Annotated in this window: 14 protein-coding genes; 8 read left to right on the forward strand and 6 right to left on the reverse strand. The window is 67.7% G+C overall.

What is annotated here, in order from left to right:
* Window positions 1–121 precede the first annotated feature (121 nt).
* Window positions 122–1324 (reverse strand): lipase family protein, encoded by a 1203-nt coding sequence (locus tag AC5P98_RS10150; protein ID WP_495229993.1) that lies wholly within the window; start codon window positions 1322–1324, stop codon window positions 122–124.
* A 190-nt stretch (window positions 1325–1514) separates the two neighbouring features.
* A complete protein-coding gene (locus AC5P98_RS10155; protein WP_032960726.1) occupies window positions 1515–2402 on the reverse strand; it encodes an outer membrane protein assembly factor BamD in 888 nt (295 codons plus the stop codon).
* 113 nt (window positions 2403–2515) lie between these two features.
* Between AC5P98_RS10155 and rluD the strand changes: the two genes are divergently transcribed.
* Genes rluD through AC5P98_RS10175 form a run of 4 tightly spaced genes read left to right on the forward strand, consistent with a single transcriptional unit; the run spans window position 2516 to window position 5214 of the window.
* Window positions 2516–3505 carry a 23S rRNA pseudouridine(1911/1915/1917) synthase RluD gene (rluD, locus tag AC5P98_RS10160; RefSeq protein ID WP_014038257.1) on the forward strand — a complete coding sequence of 330 codons (990 nt, stop codon included), beginning with the start codon at window positions 2516–2518 and terminating at the stop codon, window positions 3503–3505.
* Complete coding sequence (pgeF, locus tag AC5P98_RS10165; protein WP_049405676.1) at window positions 3505–4275, forward strand: peptidoglycan editing factor PgeF; 771 nt, start codon at window positions 3505–3507, stop codon at window positions 4273–4275. The genes rluD and pgeF overlap by 1 nt, the downstream gene beginning before the upstream one ends.
* A gap of 20 nt (window positions 4276–4295) precedes the next feature.
* On the forward strand, window positions 4296–4802 hold the full coding sequence (locus AC5P98_RS10170) for a DUF4166 domain-containing protein (protein ID WP_049405678.1): 507 nt from the start codon (window positions 4296–4298) through the stop codon (window positions 4800–4802).
* Window positions 4777–5214, forward strand: coding sequence for a thiol-disulfide oxidoreductase DCC family protein (locus AC5P98_RS10175; protein ID WP_049405680.1), 438 nt, complete (start codon window positions 4777–4779; stop codon window positions 5212–5214). The genes AC5P98_RS10170 and AC5P98_RS10175 overlap by 26 nt, the downstream gene beginning before the upstream one ends.
* Window positions 5215–5285: 71 nt before the next feature.
* Here the strand turns inward: AC5P98_RS10175 and otsA are convergent, their stop codons facing one another.
* The 4 genes from otsA to AC5P98_RS10195 all read right to left on the reverse strand — a co-directional run bounded on the left by otsA (window position 5286) and on the right by AC5P98_RS10195 (window position 11815).
* Entirely contained in the window at window positions 5286–6650 is a 1365-nt protein-coding gene (otsA, locus tag AC5P98_RS10180; RefSeq protein ID WP_049406708.1) for an alpha,alpha-trehalose-phosphate synthase (UDP-forming), read from the reverse strand.
* The gene (locus tag AC5P98_RS10185) at window positions 6647–8428 is read right to left on the reverse strand and encodes a glycoside hydrolase family 15 protein (RefSeq protein ID WP_032960733.1); all 1782 of its coding nucleotides are present in this window, start codon (window positions 8426–8428) and stop codon (window positions 6647–6649) included. Before AC5P98_RS10185 ends, otsA begins: the two co-directional genes overlap by 4 nt.
* Before the next feature lie 41 nt (window positions 8429–8469).
* Window positions 8470–9228 (reverse strand): trehalose-phosphatase, encoded by a 759-nt coding sequence (gene otsB, locus AC5P98_RS10190; protein ID WP_014648189.1) that lies wholly within the window; start codon window positions 9226–9228, stop codon window positions 8470–8472.
* Between the two features lie 151 nt (window positions 9229–9379).
* Window positions 9380–11815 (reverse strand): TonB-dependent receptor plug domain-containing protein, encoded by a 2436-nt coding sequence (locus AC5P98_RS10195; protein ID WP_049419420.1) that lies wholly within the window; start codon window positions 11813–11815, stop codon window positions 9380–9382.
* Between the two features lie 216 nt (window positions 11816–12031).
* On the opposite strand from AC5P98_RS10195, the gene AC5P98_RS10200 reads away from it, so the two are divergent.
* The 4 genes from AC5P98_RS10200 (at window position 12032) to AC5P98_RS10215 (ending at window position 17441) form a co-directional block, all read left to right on the forward strand.
* Window positions 12032–12514, forward strand: coding sequence for a DUF3574 domain-containing protein (locus AC5P98_RS10200; RefSeq protein WP_032957546.1), 483 nt, complete (start codon window positions 12032–12034; stop codon window positions 12512–12514).
* A 36-nt stretch (window positions 12515–12550) separates the two neighbouring features.
* Complete coding sequence (locus AC5P98_RS10205; RefSeq protein ID WP_049405002.1) at window positions 12551–13408, forward strand: SH3 domain-containing protein; 858 nt, start codon at window positions 12551–12553, stop codon at window positions 13406–13408.
* Window positions 13409–13516: 108 nt separating this feature from the next.
* Window positions 13517–15235: a thiamine pyrophosphate-dependent enzyme gene (locus AC5P98_RS10210; protein ID WP_495229994.1), complete on the forward strand. Its 1719-nt coding sequence runs from the start codon at window positions 13517–13519 to the stop codon at window positions 15233–15235.
* Between the two features lie 601 nt (window positions 15236–15836).
* The gene (locus AC5P98_RS10215; RefSeq protein WP_495229995.1) at window positions 15837–17441 is read left to right on the forward strand and encodes a SulP family inorganic anion transporter; all 1605 of its coding nucleotides are present in this window, start codon (window positions 15837–15839) and stop codon (window positions 17439–17441) included.
* The last annotated feature ends 36 nt before the right edge of the window (window positions 17442–17477 follow it).

Consider the following 17477-nt stretch of genomic DNA (forward strand, 5'->3'; position numbering starts at 1 on the left):
GCCGGCCGCCGGCCGGCAACCCGTATCCCGCGCATCCACGCATGGCGCGGATCTACCGTGTTCGGTAGTGCCGGCCGCTGGCCGGCAACTTCCTGGATCGCGTATCCGGCATGGCGTGGATCTACCGGGCTTCGTCGAGCCGTTGTTCGAGGCCTGCGATCTCCGCAGCGTCGTTGAAGTGGTCGTCCTCCAGCCGCGCACGCACGAACGCCAGGGCATCCGCCGCCGCCGCATCCAGCGTGCCGCGATGATCGACCGGGTAGCGCCGGAACGCGACCGGCTCACCTCGCACGGCCAGGCTTGCGGCGTACAGCAGGGTGGTCAGATAGGGCACGTCGCGGTCCTCGCTGCCATGGGCCAGCATCAGCGGCTGGCTGAAGCCGCGGCGCGGTACGCCCAGGTAGTCATGCAGCACCGCCCAGATGCCCGGCACGCGGGTCAGCGGTGCAGTGAACATGCTGCCGGTATCCATGCCGTCCAGCGTGGTGGCCAGATCACCCAGGCACTGCTCGCGTGCCAGAGCAATGCGGGCGCGCCCGGCCTCGCTCAGCACGCCGTCGACCTGCGGTGCAACCTGCAGCAGGCCGTCGAGCAGGTACGCGTGAGATGCGTTGAGCGCGCCGGGATTGGCGGTGCGGTTGTCGGGCTTCATCACCAGCGCGGTCAGTTCGACTGCGGTGGGCGTTCCGGCGGTGAAACTGCCGCGGTACTGCAGTGAGGGCCCGCCATGGGACGCCGCCAGGTGGCCGGCGACCAGCGCGGCCGCGCCCCCCTGCGAATAGCCTACCGAGACCCAGCGCGGCGACAACGCTGCGGTGCCCAGGTACTGCCGGCTGGCCTTGACCATATCGATGGCGTTGCGCGCCGCGGTACGCACGTGCAGGTAGGCATGATTGCCTGGGCTGCCCAGGCCCTGGTAGTCGGCGGCGGCGACGGCATAGCCCTGGGCCAGGAACACGTCCAGGAAGCGTCCGTCGCGTTCGGCATGGGTGGGGCCGGAGACCGAGGGCGCACAGCGATCCGCAATGCCCTGAGTGCCATGTGCCCAGGACACCACCGGCCACCCGCCCGCAGGCGCCGCGCCGGCGGGCAGGTACAGCAGGCCGGTGCCTTCCGCCAGCTGGCCGCGGTGGTCCGGGGTGCGGTAGTGCAGCTTGTAGGCCTGCGCGGCCCTGGACGGCACCCATGACGCGCGATAGGGGGCAGCAGACAGCAGATCGCCCGGTGCGTCCCGCGCGGCGGCCGCGGGCGCCAGGGTCAGCGCCAGCAGGGCGCTGGCGAGAAGGCAGGACAGGAAACGGAAACTACAGGGCCGTGTCGGCATGGGGCGCTCCGTGATGGCCGGTGTGGCCGCAGCGCCGCAGTGTGGACACCCCCGCCCAGGCGGGGTGCGACCGCCGTCGCAACTGCCGGGGATTCGTAGCATTCCGAGTGTCGTGGTCCATTGGTGCACGAACCATCCACGCATGGCGTGGATCTACCGACAAAGAAAAGGCCCCTTTCGGGGCCCTCTCTTATTTCTTTTCCAGTCGCGCGTTGCGCTGGCCGGTGCTGGCGGACTTCTCGCCGGCGAACGGGTTCAGCTTGCGGATCATCCACGGGTACTTCGGCCACTTGCCTTCCAGCCACGGGTGATCCGGCTGGTTCAGCTGCAGGACGCGACGGGCGTCGTCGGCCAGGGTCTTGTTGCCCAGGTGGGTGTAGGAATCGGCCAGCACGGCCACGGCGTCGTACTGGAAGGCGCTCTGCGGGTAGGTTTCCAGCAGGTAGTTGGCGCGGCCCACGGCCGAGACCCAGGCGCCGCGGCGCATGTAGTACAGGGCGTTGTCCAGCTCGTGCTGGGCGAACACGTCACGCAGCTCCAGCATGCGCTGGCGCGCATCGGCGGCGTAGCGGCTGTTCGGGTAACGATCAACCACGATGTTGAAGTCCGAGTACGCCTGGTGCGGCGTGGACAGGTCGCGGCGGCTGGCATCCAGCGACCATACGCGGCGCAGGAAAACCGTACTGCGGTTGGAGTTGGCCAGGCCGCGCAGGTAGTACAGATACGCAATGTTGCGGTGGGTCGGGTAGGTCCGGATGAAGCGGTCGATGCTGGACACCGCGTCATCGTGCTTGCCGGCCTTGTACTGGGCGTAGGCGGTTTCGATCATCGCCTGCTCGGTGTACGGGCCGTACGGATACTGGGCCACCAGGCGGCGGAAGCTGGCTTCGGCGCCGCTCCAGTTGCCGCCCTGCATCAGCTTGTGGCTTTTCTCGTACAGCTGTTCGACCGGCACGCCTTCGTCGGGGCGATCACCCTTCTTGGCGCCGCGGTGGCAGCCGGTTGCGGCGATGACCAGCACCAGCAGCAGGGCGGTGAGGCGGACGGGCGCGGAGAGCATGGCGGAGCGTCGGATCATGGGGTCGAGGCGGGACGCGGCTGGAATACGAAGGGTCGATGATAGCCTAGTGTCCTGTCCAGCGACTGAAACCGGCCGCCGGGACCCCAAAATTTCAAAGAATGCCCCCTGCCATGTCTGAACAACCCTCTGAATCGGCCCGCCAGGCCATCGTCCCCGACACCGCCGCCGGCCGTCGTTTCGATGCCGTCGTGGCCGAACTGTTCCCCGAATATTCGCGTTCGCGCCTGACCGAGTGGATCAAGTCCGGTGACGTCCTGCTGGACGGCGCCCAGGTGCGCCCGCGCGATCCGCTGCGCGGCGGCGAGGTGGTGACCCTCCACGTGGTGCTGGAAACCCAGACCGACGCCCAGCCGGAGGACATCCCGCTGGACGTGCTGTTCGAGGACGAGCATGTGCTGGTGATCAACAAGCCGGTCGGCCTGGTGGTCCACCCCGGCGCCGGCAACCACAGCGGCACCCTGGTCAACGCGCTGCTGTTCCGCGACCCCTCGGTGGCGGTGCTGCCGCGCGCGGGCATCGTGCACCGCCTGGACAAGGACACCAGCGGCGTGATGGTGGTGGCCAAGACCCTGGAAGCGCAGACTGCATTGGTCGAGCAACTGGCGGCCCGTGACGTGCACCGCCAGTACCTGGCCATCGTGATGGGCGCGCTGGTGGCAGGCGGTACCGCCGATGCCCCGATCGACCGCCACCCGCGCGACCGGCTGAAGATGGCGGTGCGCGAAGACGGCAAGGAAGCGGTGACCCACTACCGCCTGCGCGAGCGCTTCCGTGCGCACACCGCGCTGGAGTGCCGCCTGGAAACCGGCCGTACCCACCAGATCCGCGTGCACATGGCACACGTGCGCCATCCGATCATCGGCGACCCGCTGTACGGCGGTGCGCTGAAGCTGCCCAAGGGTGCCAGCGACGAGCTGGTGGCCGCGCTGCGCGGCTTCAAGCGCCAAGCCTTGCACGCCGAGACCCTGGAGTTCATGCATCCGATCACCGGTGAGCCGGTGCGCAATACCGCGCCGGTGCCGGAGGACATGCTGCACCTGATGAAGGTGCTGCGCGAAGACAGCGAAGCCTTCGCCGCCCGCGAGCGGGATCGCTGGTGATGGCCGCCGCGCTGCCGTTGCTGCAGGCGGACTGGCCGGCGCCGGCAGGCGTCCATGCGCTGACCACGCGCCGGCATGGCGCGGGCATTTCGCCGGCGCCGTTCGCGCAGTTCAACCTCGGCAACCGGCACGCGGCCGATGGTGATACCCCGGCCAACGTGGAGCACAACCGCCAGCTGCTGCAGCAGGGGCTGGCACTGCCCTCGGCACCGCACTGGCTGCGCCAGGTGCACAGCAGCACCGTGCTGCGCTTCACCGCGCCACCGGTGCCCGGCACCAGCGAACCGGTGGCCGACGCCGCGGTGACTTCGGTGCCGGGCGTGGTGCTGGCGATCCTGACCGCCGACTGCCTGCCGGTGGTGTTTGCCGCGGCCGATGGCAGCGAGGTGGGTGCGGCCCATGCCGGCTGGCGTGGGCTGGCTGACGGCATGCTGGAGGCCACGGTGGCCGCCCTGCAGACGCCGCCGGCGCAGCTGCGGGCCTGGCTGGGCCCGGCCGCCGGGCCGTCCGACTATGAGATCGGCGAGGAGGTCTATCACGCCTTCGTCGGCCATGATCCGGCCGCCGAAGCGGCGTTCGTGGCGACCCGGCCGGGCCACTGGAAGGTGGACCTGTTCGCGCTGGCGCGGCAGCGGTTGCAGGCGGCGGGGATGGACCCGGCGCAGGTGTATGGCGGCACGGTGTCGACCATGGCCGATCCTGACCTGTATTCGCACCGGCGCGACCGTCGTACCGGGCGCATGGCGACCCTGGCCTGGATCGCGCCCTGACCACGCCGCTGTTCGCGCGCGTGCTGGGGCCGGCCTTCGCCACCCTGGCAGCGCCGGTGCAGGCGCTGCATGCCGCGTCGTTGCCCTGCCGCTACGTGGGGCAGGCGCGCATCGTGCGAGGGCGGCACTGGCTGGTGCCGCTGCTGGCCGCGTTGGCGCGGCTGCCGAAGGACGGCGACGCGCTGCCCACCGAAGTGGCGTTCAGTGCACGCGGGCAGGGCGAGCAGTGGGCGCGACGGTTCGACCGCTGGCCGATGGTGTCGCGGCTGTGGGCGCACGAAGGGCTTCTGCGCGAGCAGCTGGGCGCGGTGCGCTTCGAGTTCGCGTTGCAGGCCCGCGAGGGTGGTATCGACTGGTCGGTGCGGCGGGTCTGGGCGTTCGGGCTGCTGCCGCTGCCGACGCGTTGGTTCGGCGGTGTGCGCTGCCGTGAAGCCTGGCGCGGCGAGCGTTACACTTTCCGGGTTGATGTGAGGTTGCCTTGGGTGGGAGCCCTGATCCGCTATGAAGGCTGGCTCGAACCACAGTGACGGCGCCGCCGGGACTGGCAGCGCGGTGATCGTGTTCGACGGCGTGTGCGCCCTGTGCAACCGCTGGGTGCGCTTCCTGCTGCGTTTCGACCGCAAGGGGCGCTACCGTTTTGCAGCGATGCAGGGGCAGCAGGGCAGCGCGATGTTGCGCGCGCACGGGCTGGACCCGCAGGACCCGATGTCGTTCCTGCTGCTGGACGCGCAGGGCACCTGGACCGATACCGATGCCATCCTGCGTGTACTGGCCGGGCTGGGCGGTGGATGGCGCCTGAGCGGCGTGCTGCGGATGGTGCCGCGCGGCTGGCGTGATGCCGCGTATCGCGCGCTGGCGCGCAACCGCTACCGCTGGTTCGGGCGGCATGATGCCTGTCATCTGCCCGCACCGGAGCAGGCAGCGCGGTTCCTGGATTGAAGAAAAAAGGGGACGGAGGGGATTAAGTCGTTTGTGCACAAACGACTTAATCCCCTCCGTCCCCTTTTTCCTCAGCCTTCCAGTGCGTCCAGGTAGCTGCGCCGCCAGTGGTTGATGTCGTAGGTGCGCAGGTGCTCCATCATGGCGTGCCAGCGCTCCTTGCGCTTGCGCAGCGACATCGTCGCCGCGGTGGCGATGGCGTCGGCAACGCCATCCAGGTCGTGCGGGTTCACCAGCAGTGCCTGCTTGAGTTCATCGGCGGCGCCGGCCAGCAGCGACAGCACCAGCACGCCCGGGTCCTCCGGGTCCTGCGAGGCCACGTATTCCTTGGCCACCAGGTTCATGCCATCACGCAGCGGCGTGACCAGCCCCACCGCCGCTGCACGGTAGAAACCGGTGAGGGTGGCATGGGTGAAGTTCTGGTTGACGTAGCGCAGCGGTGTCCAGTCCGGCTCGGCGTGGCCACCGTTGATGTGGCCGGCGATCTGCTCCAGCTGGCTGCGCAGCTGCCGGTACTCGGTGACATCACCGCGCGAGACGGGGGCGATCTGCAGGTAGGTCAGCGACCCGCGCTGGTCGGGATGGCGCTCAAGGTACCGTTCGAAGCCGAGGAAGCGCTCGGGCAGGCCCTTGGAATAATCCAGGCGATCAACGCCGATCGCCAGTTGGCGATCACGCAGGCTGGCGCGCAGGTTCTTTACGGCGGCCTTGGTGGCGGCGGTACCGGCCTGGCGCGCGATCAGCTCGGTGTCGATGCCGATCGGGAACGCCGCCGCGCGGAAACGACGCCCGCCCGGTGCCTCCAGCTCGCCGTTGGCGAGTACCCGACCGCCGCCGAACAGGCGCAGGTAGGTCTGGAAGCGATCGGCATCGCGCTGGGTCTGGAAGCCCACCAGGTCATACGCGTAGAGCGCGGAGAACAGCCGCAGGTGGTCGGGCATCGCCTGCAGCAGGTCGGCCGACGGCATCGGGATGTGCAGGAAGAAGCCGATGCGGCAGCCGATGCCACGCTCGCGCAGCAGTGCGCCAAGCGGGATCAGGTGATAGTCGTGGATCCAGACGATGTCATCCTCGCGCAGCAAGGGCGCGAGCTTGTCGGCGAACAGTGCGTTGACCTTGTGGTAGGTCTCGCGGGTGGCACGGTCGTAGTCGACCAGATCCAGGCGGAAGTGCAGCAGCGGCCACAGCGTGCGGTTGGCAAAGCCGTTGTAGTAACCGTCCACCTCGCGCTTGCTCAGGTCTATGGTGACGTAGTCGATGTCACCGTCTTTCTGCCGGTGCAGCGTGCCGCTGCCGTCCTTTACCGTCTTGCCGCTCCAGCCGAACCACAGGCCGCCGCGTTCCTTCAGGGCGGCCAGCAGGCCGACAGCCAGGCCGCCGGCGCGGTTCTCGCCGGGTACGGCCACACGATTTGAAACCACCACCAGACGACTCACGATGCCTCCTGCCAGGACCGCGACAGGCGCATCGCGGCAGTGATCAGGCCGACGTGCGAATAGGTCTGCGGGAAATTGCCCCAGGCCTCGCCGCTGTCGAAGGCCAGATCCTCCGACAGCAGGCCCAGGTGGTTGCGCTGCTTCAGCAGCAGCTCGAACATCTCGCGCGCCTCGTCCATGCGCCCGATCGCCGCCAGCGCATCGATGTACCAGAACGTGCAGATGGTGAAGCTGGTTTCCGGCTCACCGAAGTCATCTGGCGCGACATAGCGGTACAGCGAATTGCCATGCTTGAGGTCGCGGCCGATCGCATCGACGGTGGCGATGAAGCGGGCGTCCATCGCATCGATGAAGCCGATGTCGGCCAGCAGCAGGAGCGAGGCGTCCAGGCGATGGCCGCCGAAGGTATCGGTGAAGTGGCCCAGTTCCTCATTCCAGGACTCGGCCATGATGCGCGCATGGATGGTGTCGGCGCGCTCGCGCCAGTAGTGAGCGCGGTCATCGCGCTTCAGGCGCACGGCGATCTTGCACAGGCGATCGCAGGCGGCCCAGCACATCGCGCTGGTGTAGGTGTGCACTTCGGTGCGGCCACGGAACTCCCACAGGCCAGCATCGGGCACGTCATGCAGGGCGAAGGCCTGTTCGCCCAGCGGTTCGAGGCGGGCGAAGGTGTGCGCGTCGCCGGGATCCTGCAGGCGGCGGTCGAAGAACAGCTGCGTGGAGGCCAACACCACGCTGCCGTAGACATCGTGCTGGCGCTGCACCCAGGCCAGGTTGCCGCGGCGTACCGGGCCCATGCCGCGATAACCGGACAGGCTGGGCACTTCGTCTTCGTCCAGCTTGGCTTCAAAGCCGATGCCATACAGCGGCTGCAGCGTGCCGTCGGTGGTGGCCAGGTTGAAGATGTAGCCGAGGAACTGTTCCATCGTGCGCGTTGCGCCGAGACGGTTCAGCGCCCGCACCACGAAAGCCGCGTCGCGCAGCCAGCAGTAGCGGTAGTCCCAGTTGCGCACGCTGCCGGGTGCTTCTGGAATGGAAGTGGTCATCGCCGCGATGATCGCGCCGCTGTCCTCGTACTGGCACAGCTTCAACGTGATCGCACTGCGGATGACCGCGTCCTGCCACTCCAGTGGAATGGACAGGTAGCGCACCCATTCGCGCCAGTAGTCGCGGGTGCGCTGGAAGGCTTCCTGCACGTAGCCGCTGATCGACCGGTTGAGCGACTCATCCACGCCCAGGATCAGGTGGATGGGATGGTTGAGCACGAACGGCAGGCCATCGCGCACGAAGCGCACCGGCACATCGGTGGTCAGCCGCAGCACGTGCTCCGGCAGGATCCAGCGCACATGGTTGCTGCCCCAGGTCGACTCTGGCACGCGTGCGCCCCAGTCGGCCAGCGGGCGCGCGCGCACGGTGATGCGCGGGCTGCCGGCCAGCGGACGCACCTGGCGGATCAGGCTGACCGGCCGGTAGAAGCGGTCGTTCTGCCGCCAGCGGGGGGCGAAATCCAGGATTTCCAGTTCGCCGCCGTGCGCGTCGCGGAGCACCGTGCGCAGGATCGCCGTGTTGGTGAGGTATTCCTGCTCGCTGCTGGCGAAGTCTTCCAGCTCGATGGCGAAGTCGCCACCGGTCTGCTGGTTGGGGCCCAGCAGCGCACAGAAGGTAGGGTCGCCGTCGAAGGTCGGCAGGCAGCTCCAGACAACGCGGGCACGTTTGTCGACCAGGGCGCCGAAGCTGCCGTTGCCGACCACGCCCAGATCAAGATCGGGTTGGGTCATCACGCGGTACATCTCGGTTGCGGCCGTGGGGGGTGGCCGGGTCAATAGGCATTCTCACGCAGCCAGGCGTGCACGCTGCGTATGTCGGGCAGCGCGAACACCGCCGCGCTGGGTTCACGTTCACCCACCAGCACGCTCCAGCCATGCTGGCTGTTGGCGGCATCGAAGCCGAATTCATCGGTGAGGTCGTCACCGAGAAACACCGGCAGGCGGCCGCGGAAGGGCAGGTACTGCATCATCCGGCGCACGGCACGGCCCTTGTCGGTGCCGACGGGCACGAACTCGACCACATGGTCGCCGGGTTGCAGGCGGTAACTGGCGCGGCCCCGCACGTGGCGATCGGCGAAGGCGCGCACATCACTTGCCGCGTGCGGCGCACCGCGCCAATGCAGGGCCAGGCCGACGCCCTTGTCTTCCACCAGCACGCCGGGATGGCCGTGGGCAAAGCGCATCGCCTGCTGGTGCAGCGCGTGCAGCCACTCGGCGGTGTCGTCGTCGTGCTCGTCGCGCAGCACACGACCGTCCTCGCCGCGCAGTTCGTGCCCATGCAGGCCGGCGGCAGGCAGCTGGAGGGGAGCAAACAGCTGGTCCAGCTGTTCAAGCGGTCGGCCACTGACCAGTGCCACGGCGCCTTCCAGGCGGTCACTGATGCGGCCGATGGCTTCGCGCACATCCGGCAGGAGCTGCACGGCATCCGGTCGTGCAGCGAATTCGATGAGGGTGCCATCGACATCGAGGAACAACGCACAGGCGTCGTCCAGCAATGGCGGTGGCGGACGCAGGGGGAGCGGTTCAGCCATGACGACCAGCCTGCCAGCCTGGGCGTGTACGTGGGGTCGAGGGCAGGCTGCGGATCAGCTTCGGTGGGTGCCGACCGTTGGTCGGCACGGCAGGTTAGCCTGCATCCAGCCCAAACAGCGCGGACCAACGGTCCGCACCCACCCAATGCGATCAGAACGTATAGCGGACGCGGCCGTAGTAGTACGCGCCGTTGCTGCCGATCGGCGACAGCACGTCGTACGGCAGGTTGCCGAAGTAGTGGATATCGCTGTTGGATCGATCCGGGTAGTTGTCGGTCAGGTTCTGGCCACCGATCGCCACGCTCCATTGCGGGGTGATGCGGTACTCGACTTCGGCATCCAGCTGCCATTCGGCCTGGTAGGTCTGGCGCGGGATATAGCCATCACCGAAGTTGAACACCCGGGTGGCGCTGCCGTAACGGTTCACGCGGGTGCTCAGCGACCAGTGGTCGTTGCTCCAGGCGGCCGAGAAGCTGCCACGCGTGCGCGGGGTGGCATCGGTCAGGGTGTTGGTCTCCTCGATGCCGAACAGTACGTAGTCCGGGTTCAGCGCGCGCAGCTGCGCCGGCGTGGCCAGCACATTCTTCAGCGTGGTCTTGGTGTAGGCGTAGGTGCCGGTCAGCAGCAGCTGGCCATCGCCCAGCGACTGCCGCCAGTTGCTTACCAGCTCGGCGCCACGGGTGCGGGTATCGGCGGCATTGACGAAGAAGCTGGCGCTCTGCAGGCCACTGACGCCGTAGCTGGCGGCCACGTAATCGGTCAGCGCATCGCCGGTGATGCTCTCCGACAGCGCGATGCGGTCGTCGATATCGATCTGGAAGAAGTCCAGCGACAGGTCGAAATGCTCGCCGATGCGGCTGGTGAAGCCCAGCGAGGTGTTGATCGACTTCTCCGGCTTCAGGTTCTGCGCACCCAGGCCACGCGCGATCGGATTGTTGACCGACAGCAGCCGGCCCTGCACCAGCTGGCCGCCGGCGTTGTAGCCGGTGGAGGTGGATTCGTAGCCGATCTGCGCCAGCGACGGAGCGCGGAAATTGTTGGAGATGGCACCGCGCAGTGCGAACGCCGGGGTGAATTCGTAGCGCAGGCCGAGCTTGCCGGTCAGTTCGCCGCCAAAGTCGTCGTTGTGCTCGTAGCGCGCGGCCAGGTCGGTGGAGAACTTCTCGCCGAACTGGCTGGACAGGCTGGCATAGGCGCTGGCCACGTCGCGCGACAGGGTGGCGGCGTCCTGTGGGGTCAGGCCGCCACCGGCCTGCGAGCCGGTCGGGCGGTCGGTGTACGGGCCCGCCGCATAGCTGGCCGGGTCGCCGGGGCGGGTCTGGTAGCGCTCATGGCGCGCTTCCACGCCCAGGCCCAGCGTGTGGCTGATGCTGTCGCTCTGGGTGAACACGCGGCTCAGATCGAGGTTGCCCACGGTCTGCGCGTACTCGTAGTCGGCGGTCTTGAAGCGGGTCGGGCTGGTCGGGCCCAGCGATGCGTTGAGCGAATCACGCAGGCGGTAGGTGAAGTCGTTCTGGCCGTAATCCAGGCTGCTGTCGTAGCTCCATTCGCCCCACTGCCCGCGCACGCCGGCCACGGCCTGTACGTCGCGGTTCTCGCCTTCGGAGATCGGTCGGTAGCCGTTCGGATAGACCTGCTTCCAGTTGGCATCGCCATCGGGATAGCGGAAGTAGTTGGCGCCTTCGGTATCGCGCTGGTTGAAGGTGCCGAACGCGTAGAACGTCGAGGTCTGGCCTACCGGAATCTCGGTGTTCAGCCACAGGTTGATGTCCTTGCTCTTGCCATCGCCCAGCACGTAGTTGCGCTTGCCCTGCAGCGCCAGGTTGTCCGGCGTCTGGTCCCACGGCGGAATCTGGTCAAAGCCAGCGCGGTTGGTGCCGTTGCGGTGCTTGTATTCCAGGCCGACGCGCAGGAAGCCGCCGTCCTCGCCCAGCGAAGTACCGACCTTGGCGCTGACGTTGCCGGTCTGGCCGTCGGTGAGGGTGCGGCCGATCGGCTTGAGGTCGGTGTGGTTGGCACCGTAGCTGGCCTCGATCTCGCCACCGTCGCCGCCGTTGTCGAGGATCACGTTGATCACGCCGGCCACGGCGTCCGATCCGTAAAGCGCACCGGCACCATCGCGCAGCACTTCGATGCGCTTGATCGCGCTGACCGGGATCGAATTGAAATCGACCGGGGTGGTGCCCTTGCCGATCTTGCTGTCGGTGTTGACCAGTGCGGTGTGGTGGCGGCGCTTGCCGTTGACCAGCACCAGCACCTGGTCCGGCGACAGGCCACGCAACTGCGCCGCGCGCACGTGGTCGGCGCCACCGGAGTTGGATTGGCGCGGGAAGTTGAACGACGGCAGCAGCGCCTGCAGCGCGCTGCCCAGTTCGCCGTTGACCACGCCGGCCTTGCGGATGTCCTCGGCGGTGAGCACATCCACCGGCGAGGTGGATTCGAGCACGGTGCGGTCTGCGGCACGGGTGCCGGTGACGATCACGGTGTCCAGGTTGGTGGCGTCCTGGGCCAGGGCCGGGATGGCAGCGGAGGAAAGCGCGAGGGCGATGGCGAGGCCGAGCGGCGACGCGGGCAGGCGGGCGGACATGGAGGGCTCCAGCAACAACGACGACGGGGAAGGGGGGAGATAGTTTCACTTACATCCATCCGGATGAAGCGATATATTATCTTCGCGTGATGGCCGGTGCCGATGCAAGTCCCTGCCGGTCCGGCATGAGCTGATGCCCGGTTGGCATCAGCACGCCGGGCCGGTGGCGCTGTACGCTGCCGGCTTGCCCTGTCCCCCTTCCCCGGAGCTGTACCGATGAAACACCTTGGCCTCGTCTTCGCCGTGCTGCTGGCCACCAGTGGCTGCGCCAGCCTGTCTTCGCAGGCGCCCAGCGCCTATGCCACGGCCACCACCGCCGAACTGAAGGGCGATGCCGCCCGCCCTTCCGCCGGCCACGGCTGGGTGCGCAGCGAGCTGTACTTCGGCGTAGGCGAGGAGCAGGGGGCCGGCAACCGCCCGCAGGCCGACACCATCAGCGACGCGCAGTGGCGCGCCTTCCTTGACAAGGAAGTAACGCCGCGCTTCCCGGACGGCCTGACCGTGTTTGATGCCTACGGCCAGTGGCTGTTCCGCGGCGATGCCGCGCCCAACCGCCTGCGCACCAAGGTGCTGGTGGTGCTGCACGAGGACACCCCGCAGCGCCGCGCCGACATCGAGGCGATCCGCCTGGCGTGGAAGCAGCAGACCAGGCATCAGTCGGTGCTGTGGTCGCGGCAGCCGGTCGAGGTATCGTTCTGAGTTGAAGGTGCCGCCGCGGTGCTGCAGGGAGCAATGATGAACTACAGGGAATGCCTGCTGGGCCTGGCATTGGCAGGCGTACTGGCACCGACGGCGCAGGCGGGTGGGGACGACGGAGAAACGCTGCGCTTCCAGGTGGCCGCGCATGTGCAGGCGCATGCCGATCCGCAGCAGGACGGCAGCATCGCGGTGCAGCTGTCACCGTCAGGCAAGCGCCAGACGCTTGAGGGCGCGGCCGATGCCGACGGCAATTCGCGATGGTCGCTCGAAGATGTCGATTTCGATGGCTACCCGGAACTGGTCGCGCGCGCCTCGGTGGGCATGGTCAACGAAGCGGTGACGGTGTACCGCTTCGATCCGGCCAGTGCCGGGTTCCGCGCGCTGCAGGCCGACACCCACGGCAAGGACAGTTGCGGTGACCTGATGGGGCTGGCGGTCGACCGTCCGAGCCGCACGCTGACCAGCAGCTGCCGCAGCGGCCCGATGTGGTACACCGACCAGTACCGGTTTGCAGGCGCGAAGCTCTATCTGTACCGCGCCGAGAGCGTGCTGATGCTGGGCGATACGTTGAACGCCGCGCTGCAGTGGGAACAGACCGGCGAGCAGGGCCCGCTGGCGGTCTGGCGCACCTATGATGCCGCCGGCCGGGTGCTGGAAAGTGCCATCGCCGATGGCCTGGGTGCACCGCCGGATGGACCGTTGCGTGGCCAGCAGGCCACCGTGGTACCCGCGCGGCTGTTCCTGTTCGATCGACCCGGCGCATCCAGCACCAGGCGTTACCTGGTGCAGGGAGACCGCGTGGAGATGCTGGATGAACAGGATGGCTGGGTGAAGCTGCGCTACCGCAACCCGAAGCAGGGCGCGGTGGAGGGCTGGATCAACGTCAACGATTGACTCGATCTCCGCCGGTAGTTTGCCTATCGAGGTGATGTGCGCCTTGCCCACGGAGGCATCACTTCTTCGGGTCTAGCCTCGGATGCTCCCCCCTCGAGGATGTATCCGATGAGCAAGCGCGTTGCCGAGATCGTTGTCGATACCCTGCAGCAGGCGGGCGTCCGCCGCTGTTACGGCATCGTTGGCGATACCTTGAATCACGTCACCGATGCCCTGCACCGCAGTGAAATCGACTGGGTACATGTACGCCACGAAGAAGTGGCCGCCTTCGCTGCCGGCGCCGATTCGCTGGTGAGCGGCGAGTTGACTGCCTGTGCGGGTTCTTGTGGTCCCGGTGGCCTGCACTTCATCAACGGCGTCTTCGAGAGCAATCGCAACCGTGCACCGATGGTACTGATCGCCAGCCAGGTGGTGACCAGTGAGCTGGGCATGGAATTTCCGCAGGAAGTGGACTTCAAGGCGGTGTATGCCAGTTGTTCGGTGTTCTGCGAGCAGGTGCACAGCCCGGAGCAGGCGCGGCGCGTCGTGGCCCTGGCCTGCCAGGCCGCGATCAGCCGCCGTGGCGTGGCGGTGGTGATCCTGCCGGCCGACATCAGCCAGGCCGAGGTGAAGCACGATGTGCCGTTCTCGGTTCACTACACCCAGCCGGTGCTGCGCCCGTCCGATGCCGAGCTGCAGCGCATCACCGAACTGCTGGGGCAGGGCAAGCGCATCGGCATCTATGCCGGTGCCGGTTGCCAGGGCGCGCACGCGCAGCTGCTGGAGCTGGCCCGGCGCCTGCAGGCGCCCATCGCGCATACCTCGCGCGCCAAGGATTTCGTCGAGCCGGACAACCCGTACAACATGGGCATGACCGGCATCTTCGGCATCGAATCCGGCTTCCACACGCTGATGGAGTGCGACACGCTGCTGCTGCTCGGCGCCGACTTCGCCTGGGGCCAGTTCTACCCGGACAAGGCCACGATCATCCAGGTCGACCGCGATGGCAGCCATCTCGGCCGCCGCCACCCGGTGAACCTGGGCGTGGTCGGTGACATCGCACCGACGCTGGATGCCTTGCTGCCGATGTTGCCGCCGCGCGAGGACAGAAGTTTCCTGGACGAATGTATCGAACGTCGCGACAAGGCGCTGAAGAAGCGCGAGCAGGAAGAACAGCCGGGCGGGGGCGAGCTGATCCACCCGCAGCATCTGACCGCGCTGCTGTCGAAGTACGCCAGCAACGATGCGCTGTTCACCGCTGACGGCGGCTCGCCGATGGTCTGGGTGCTGCGGCATATCCGCGTCAACGGTCGCCGCCGCACGCTGACCAGCCTGCTGCACGGCACGATGGCCAATGCAATGCCGCAGGCACTGGGCCTGCAGAAGGCGTTCCCCGGCCGGCAGGTGATTTCGCTGTCCGGCGATGGCGGCCTGGCGATGCTGCTGGGCGACCTGCTGACGGCCGTGCAGGAGAACCTGCCGATCAAGGTGGTGGTGTTCAACAATGGCTCGCTGAACTTCGTCGAGCTGGAGCAGAAGGTGGAAGGCCTGCTGGACAACTACACCGACCTGAAGAACCCGGACTTCGGCCGCCTGGCCGAGGTCATCGGCTTCCACGGCCGCACGGTGACCCGCAGCGAGGATCTGGAAGAGGCGGTGCTGGATTTCCTGTCCCAGCGCGGCCCGGCGCTGCTGGACGTGCATACCAGCCGCGCGGAGCTGGTGATGCCGCCGCAGATCGAGGCCAAGCAGGTGGCCGGTACGGCGTTGTACGCGGCCAAGGCAGTGTTGAACGGCCGCTTCGACGACGTGAAGCATCTGCTGGTGGACAACTTCCTGAAGAAGTAACGGGGTGGGTTTGATGCAGGGCTGCGCCCTGCACCCGCTACGAGCCGGAGCCAGAGCAGAAGCGGCCTTCCTGAGGGATGGCGGGGTGGGTCCGGTTGCGGGGGACGCCGTAAACCCGTCCCTGGGGGCTTGGCCGCGGCATCCATGCCGCGGACACCCCCGCAACCGGACCCACCCCACCTTCGACAGTTTCCTGCGATCTGTCGGTAGATCCACGCCCTGCGTGGATAGCGTGGAAATGATCGAATTGTTCGTGTAGAGCCGAGCCATGCTCGGCTCAGAGCGAAGCGACCCGCTTTTGCTTTTGATCCTTTGATTCCTTTCCGTGGCTGGCACGCGCAAGGAATTATCAGGGGCCGGTCGGGATGGGCTGCGCAGGACCGTTGGCGCCATGGATGGCGCCATCGAGCCCCCAGGGATGGGTTTACGGCGTGTCCTGCGCAGCCCATCCCGACCGGCCCACTCCGATAAAGCTGCTTTGACGACCCCCCCAGCCACGAGGGGCCCCGCCGTTGGCTGGAACCCATCATTCCACGACGGAATTGGCGCGCCGGCCCCGCTGGGCCTACCATCGGCGCTCCCCACCCCCACCGCCCCTTCCATGTCCGCTCCCGCTTCCGCCGTACCGCGTCGCTGGTTCGTCGCCGGCGACTTCAACGGCTTCTTCGGCCTGGTCGTCGACAACCTCTCCATCCTCGGCTTCATCGCCATGGCCCTGGTCGGGATCTTCCAGTTCCCCGCCGACGTGGTGTTCGGCCGCATGTTCCCCGGCACCGCCTTTGGCGTGCTGGTCGGCAACCTGCTGTACACCCTGATGGCGCGCCGGCTGGCGGCACGTACCGGCCGCGACGATGTCACCGCCATGCCGCTCGGCCTGGATGCCCCCACCAGCATCGGCATGGCCCTGCTGGTGCTCGGCCCGGCCTTCCTCGCCTTCAAGCAGCAGGGCATGGATCCGCACGCTGCGGGCATCGCCACCTGGCAGCTGGGCATGGCCGCGCTGGTCATCATGGGCGTGCTCAAGTTCGTGCTGTCGTTCTTCGGTGAAGCGGTCACCCGCGCACTGCCGCGAGCTGCGCTGCTGGGTTCCATCGCGGGCATCGCGCTGGTGCTGATGGGCCTGCTGCCGCTGCTGGAAACGCTGCGCTCACCGCTGGTCGGCTTCACCACGCTCGGTTTGCTGCTGTACGTGCTGATCGCCAAGGGCAAGCTGCCGGTGCGTGGCCCGGGCGTGCTGCTGGCCTTCGTGTTCGGCACCGTGCTGTATTACGGCCTCGGCCTGGCCGGGCTGGGCGCACCCGGCTTCCATGTACCGGAGTGGGTGCCGCCGCAGGTGGTGCTGCCGCTGCCGACACTGGGCTTCCTCGACGGCCTGCCCACCGCGATGACCTACCTGCCGCTGCTGCTGCCGTTCGGCCTGCTGATGGTGGTGGGCGGCATCAACGTGTCTGAAAGCGCGCGCGCAGCCGGCGACGACTACCGCACCCGCGACATCCTGCTGGTGGAAGCGGTGGCCACGCTGGTGGCCGGCGTCTGCGGTGGCGTGGCGCAGACCACGCCGTACATCGGCCAGCCGGCGTACAAGCACATGGGTGCGCGCAGCGGCTACACGCTGCTGACCGGCCTGTTCGTCGGCATCGGCGGCATGCTCGGCATCATTTCCGGGCTGGTGCAGTGGCTGCCGCTGGCGGTGCTGGCACCGATCATCGTGTACGTGGCCATCGATATCACCACCCAGGCCTTCCAGGCCACGCCGCGTCAGCACACCGGTGCGATGGTGTTCGGCTTCCTGCCGTCAGTGGCCTACCTGCTGGCGATCAAGGCACCCGGCTGGATCGCGCCGGACCAGCTGCCGCAGCTGCTGACCAAACTGGATGGCCACGGTCTGCCCGAGCTGGCGGTGATCTTTACCCTCGGCAACGGCTTCATCATCACCTCGATGCTGTGGATTTCGGCGGTGGCGGCGATGGTCGATGGCCGCCTGCGCCGTGCCTGCGGCTTCCTGCTGGTGGCGGCGGTGCTGACCCTGTTCGGCCTGATCCATTCGGTGGACCCGCGTGGCGGCATCTACCTGCCGTGGGATCTGGACGGGCTGGCGCGCATCATCAGCTGGCAGTTCGCTGGTGCCTACGTGGCACTGGCGTTGCTGCTGGGGTTGCTTTCGCTGCAGAAGCAGCCGGTGCAGCCGCTGGGTGAAAACAACTGACCCAACGGTAGTGCCGGCCGCTGGCCGGCAACCTCA

The organism is Stenotrophomonas sp. YJH_SMC_135 (assembly GCF_059372355.1).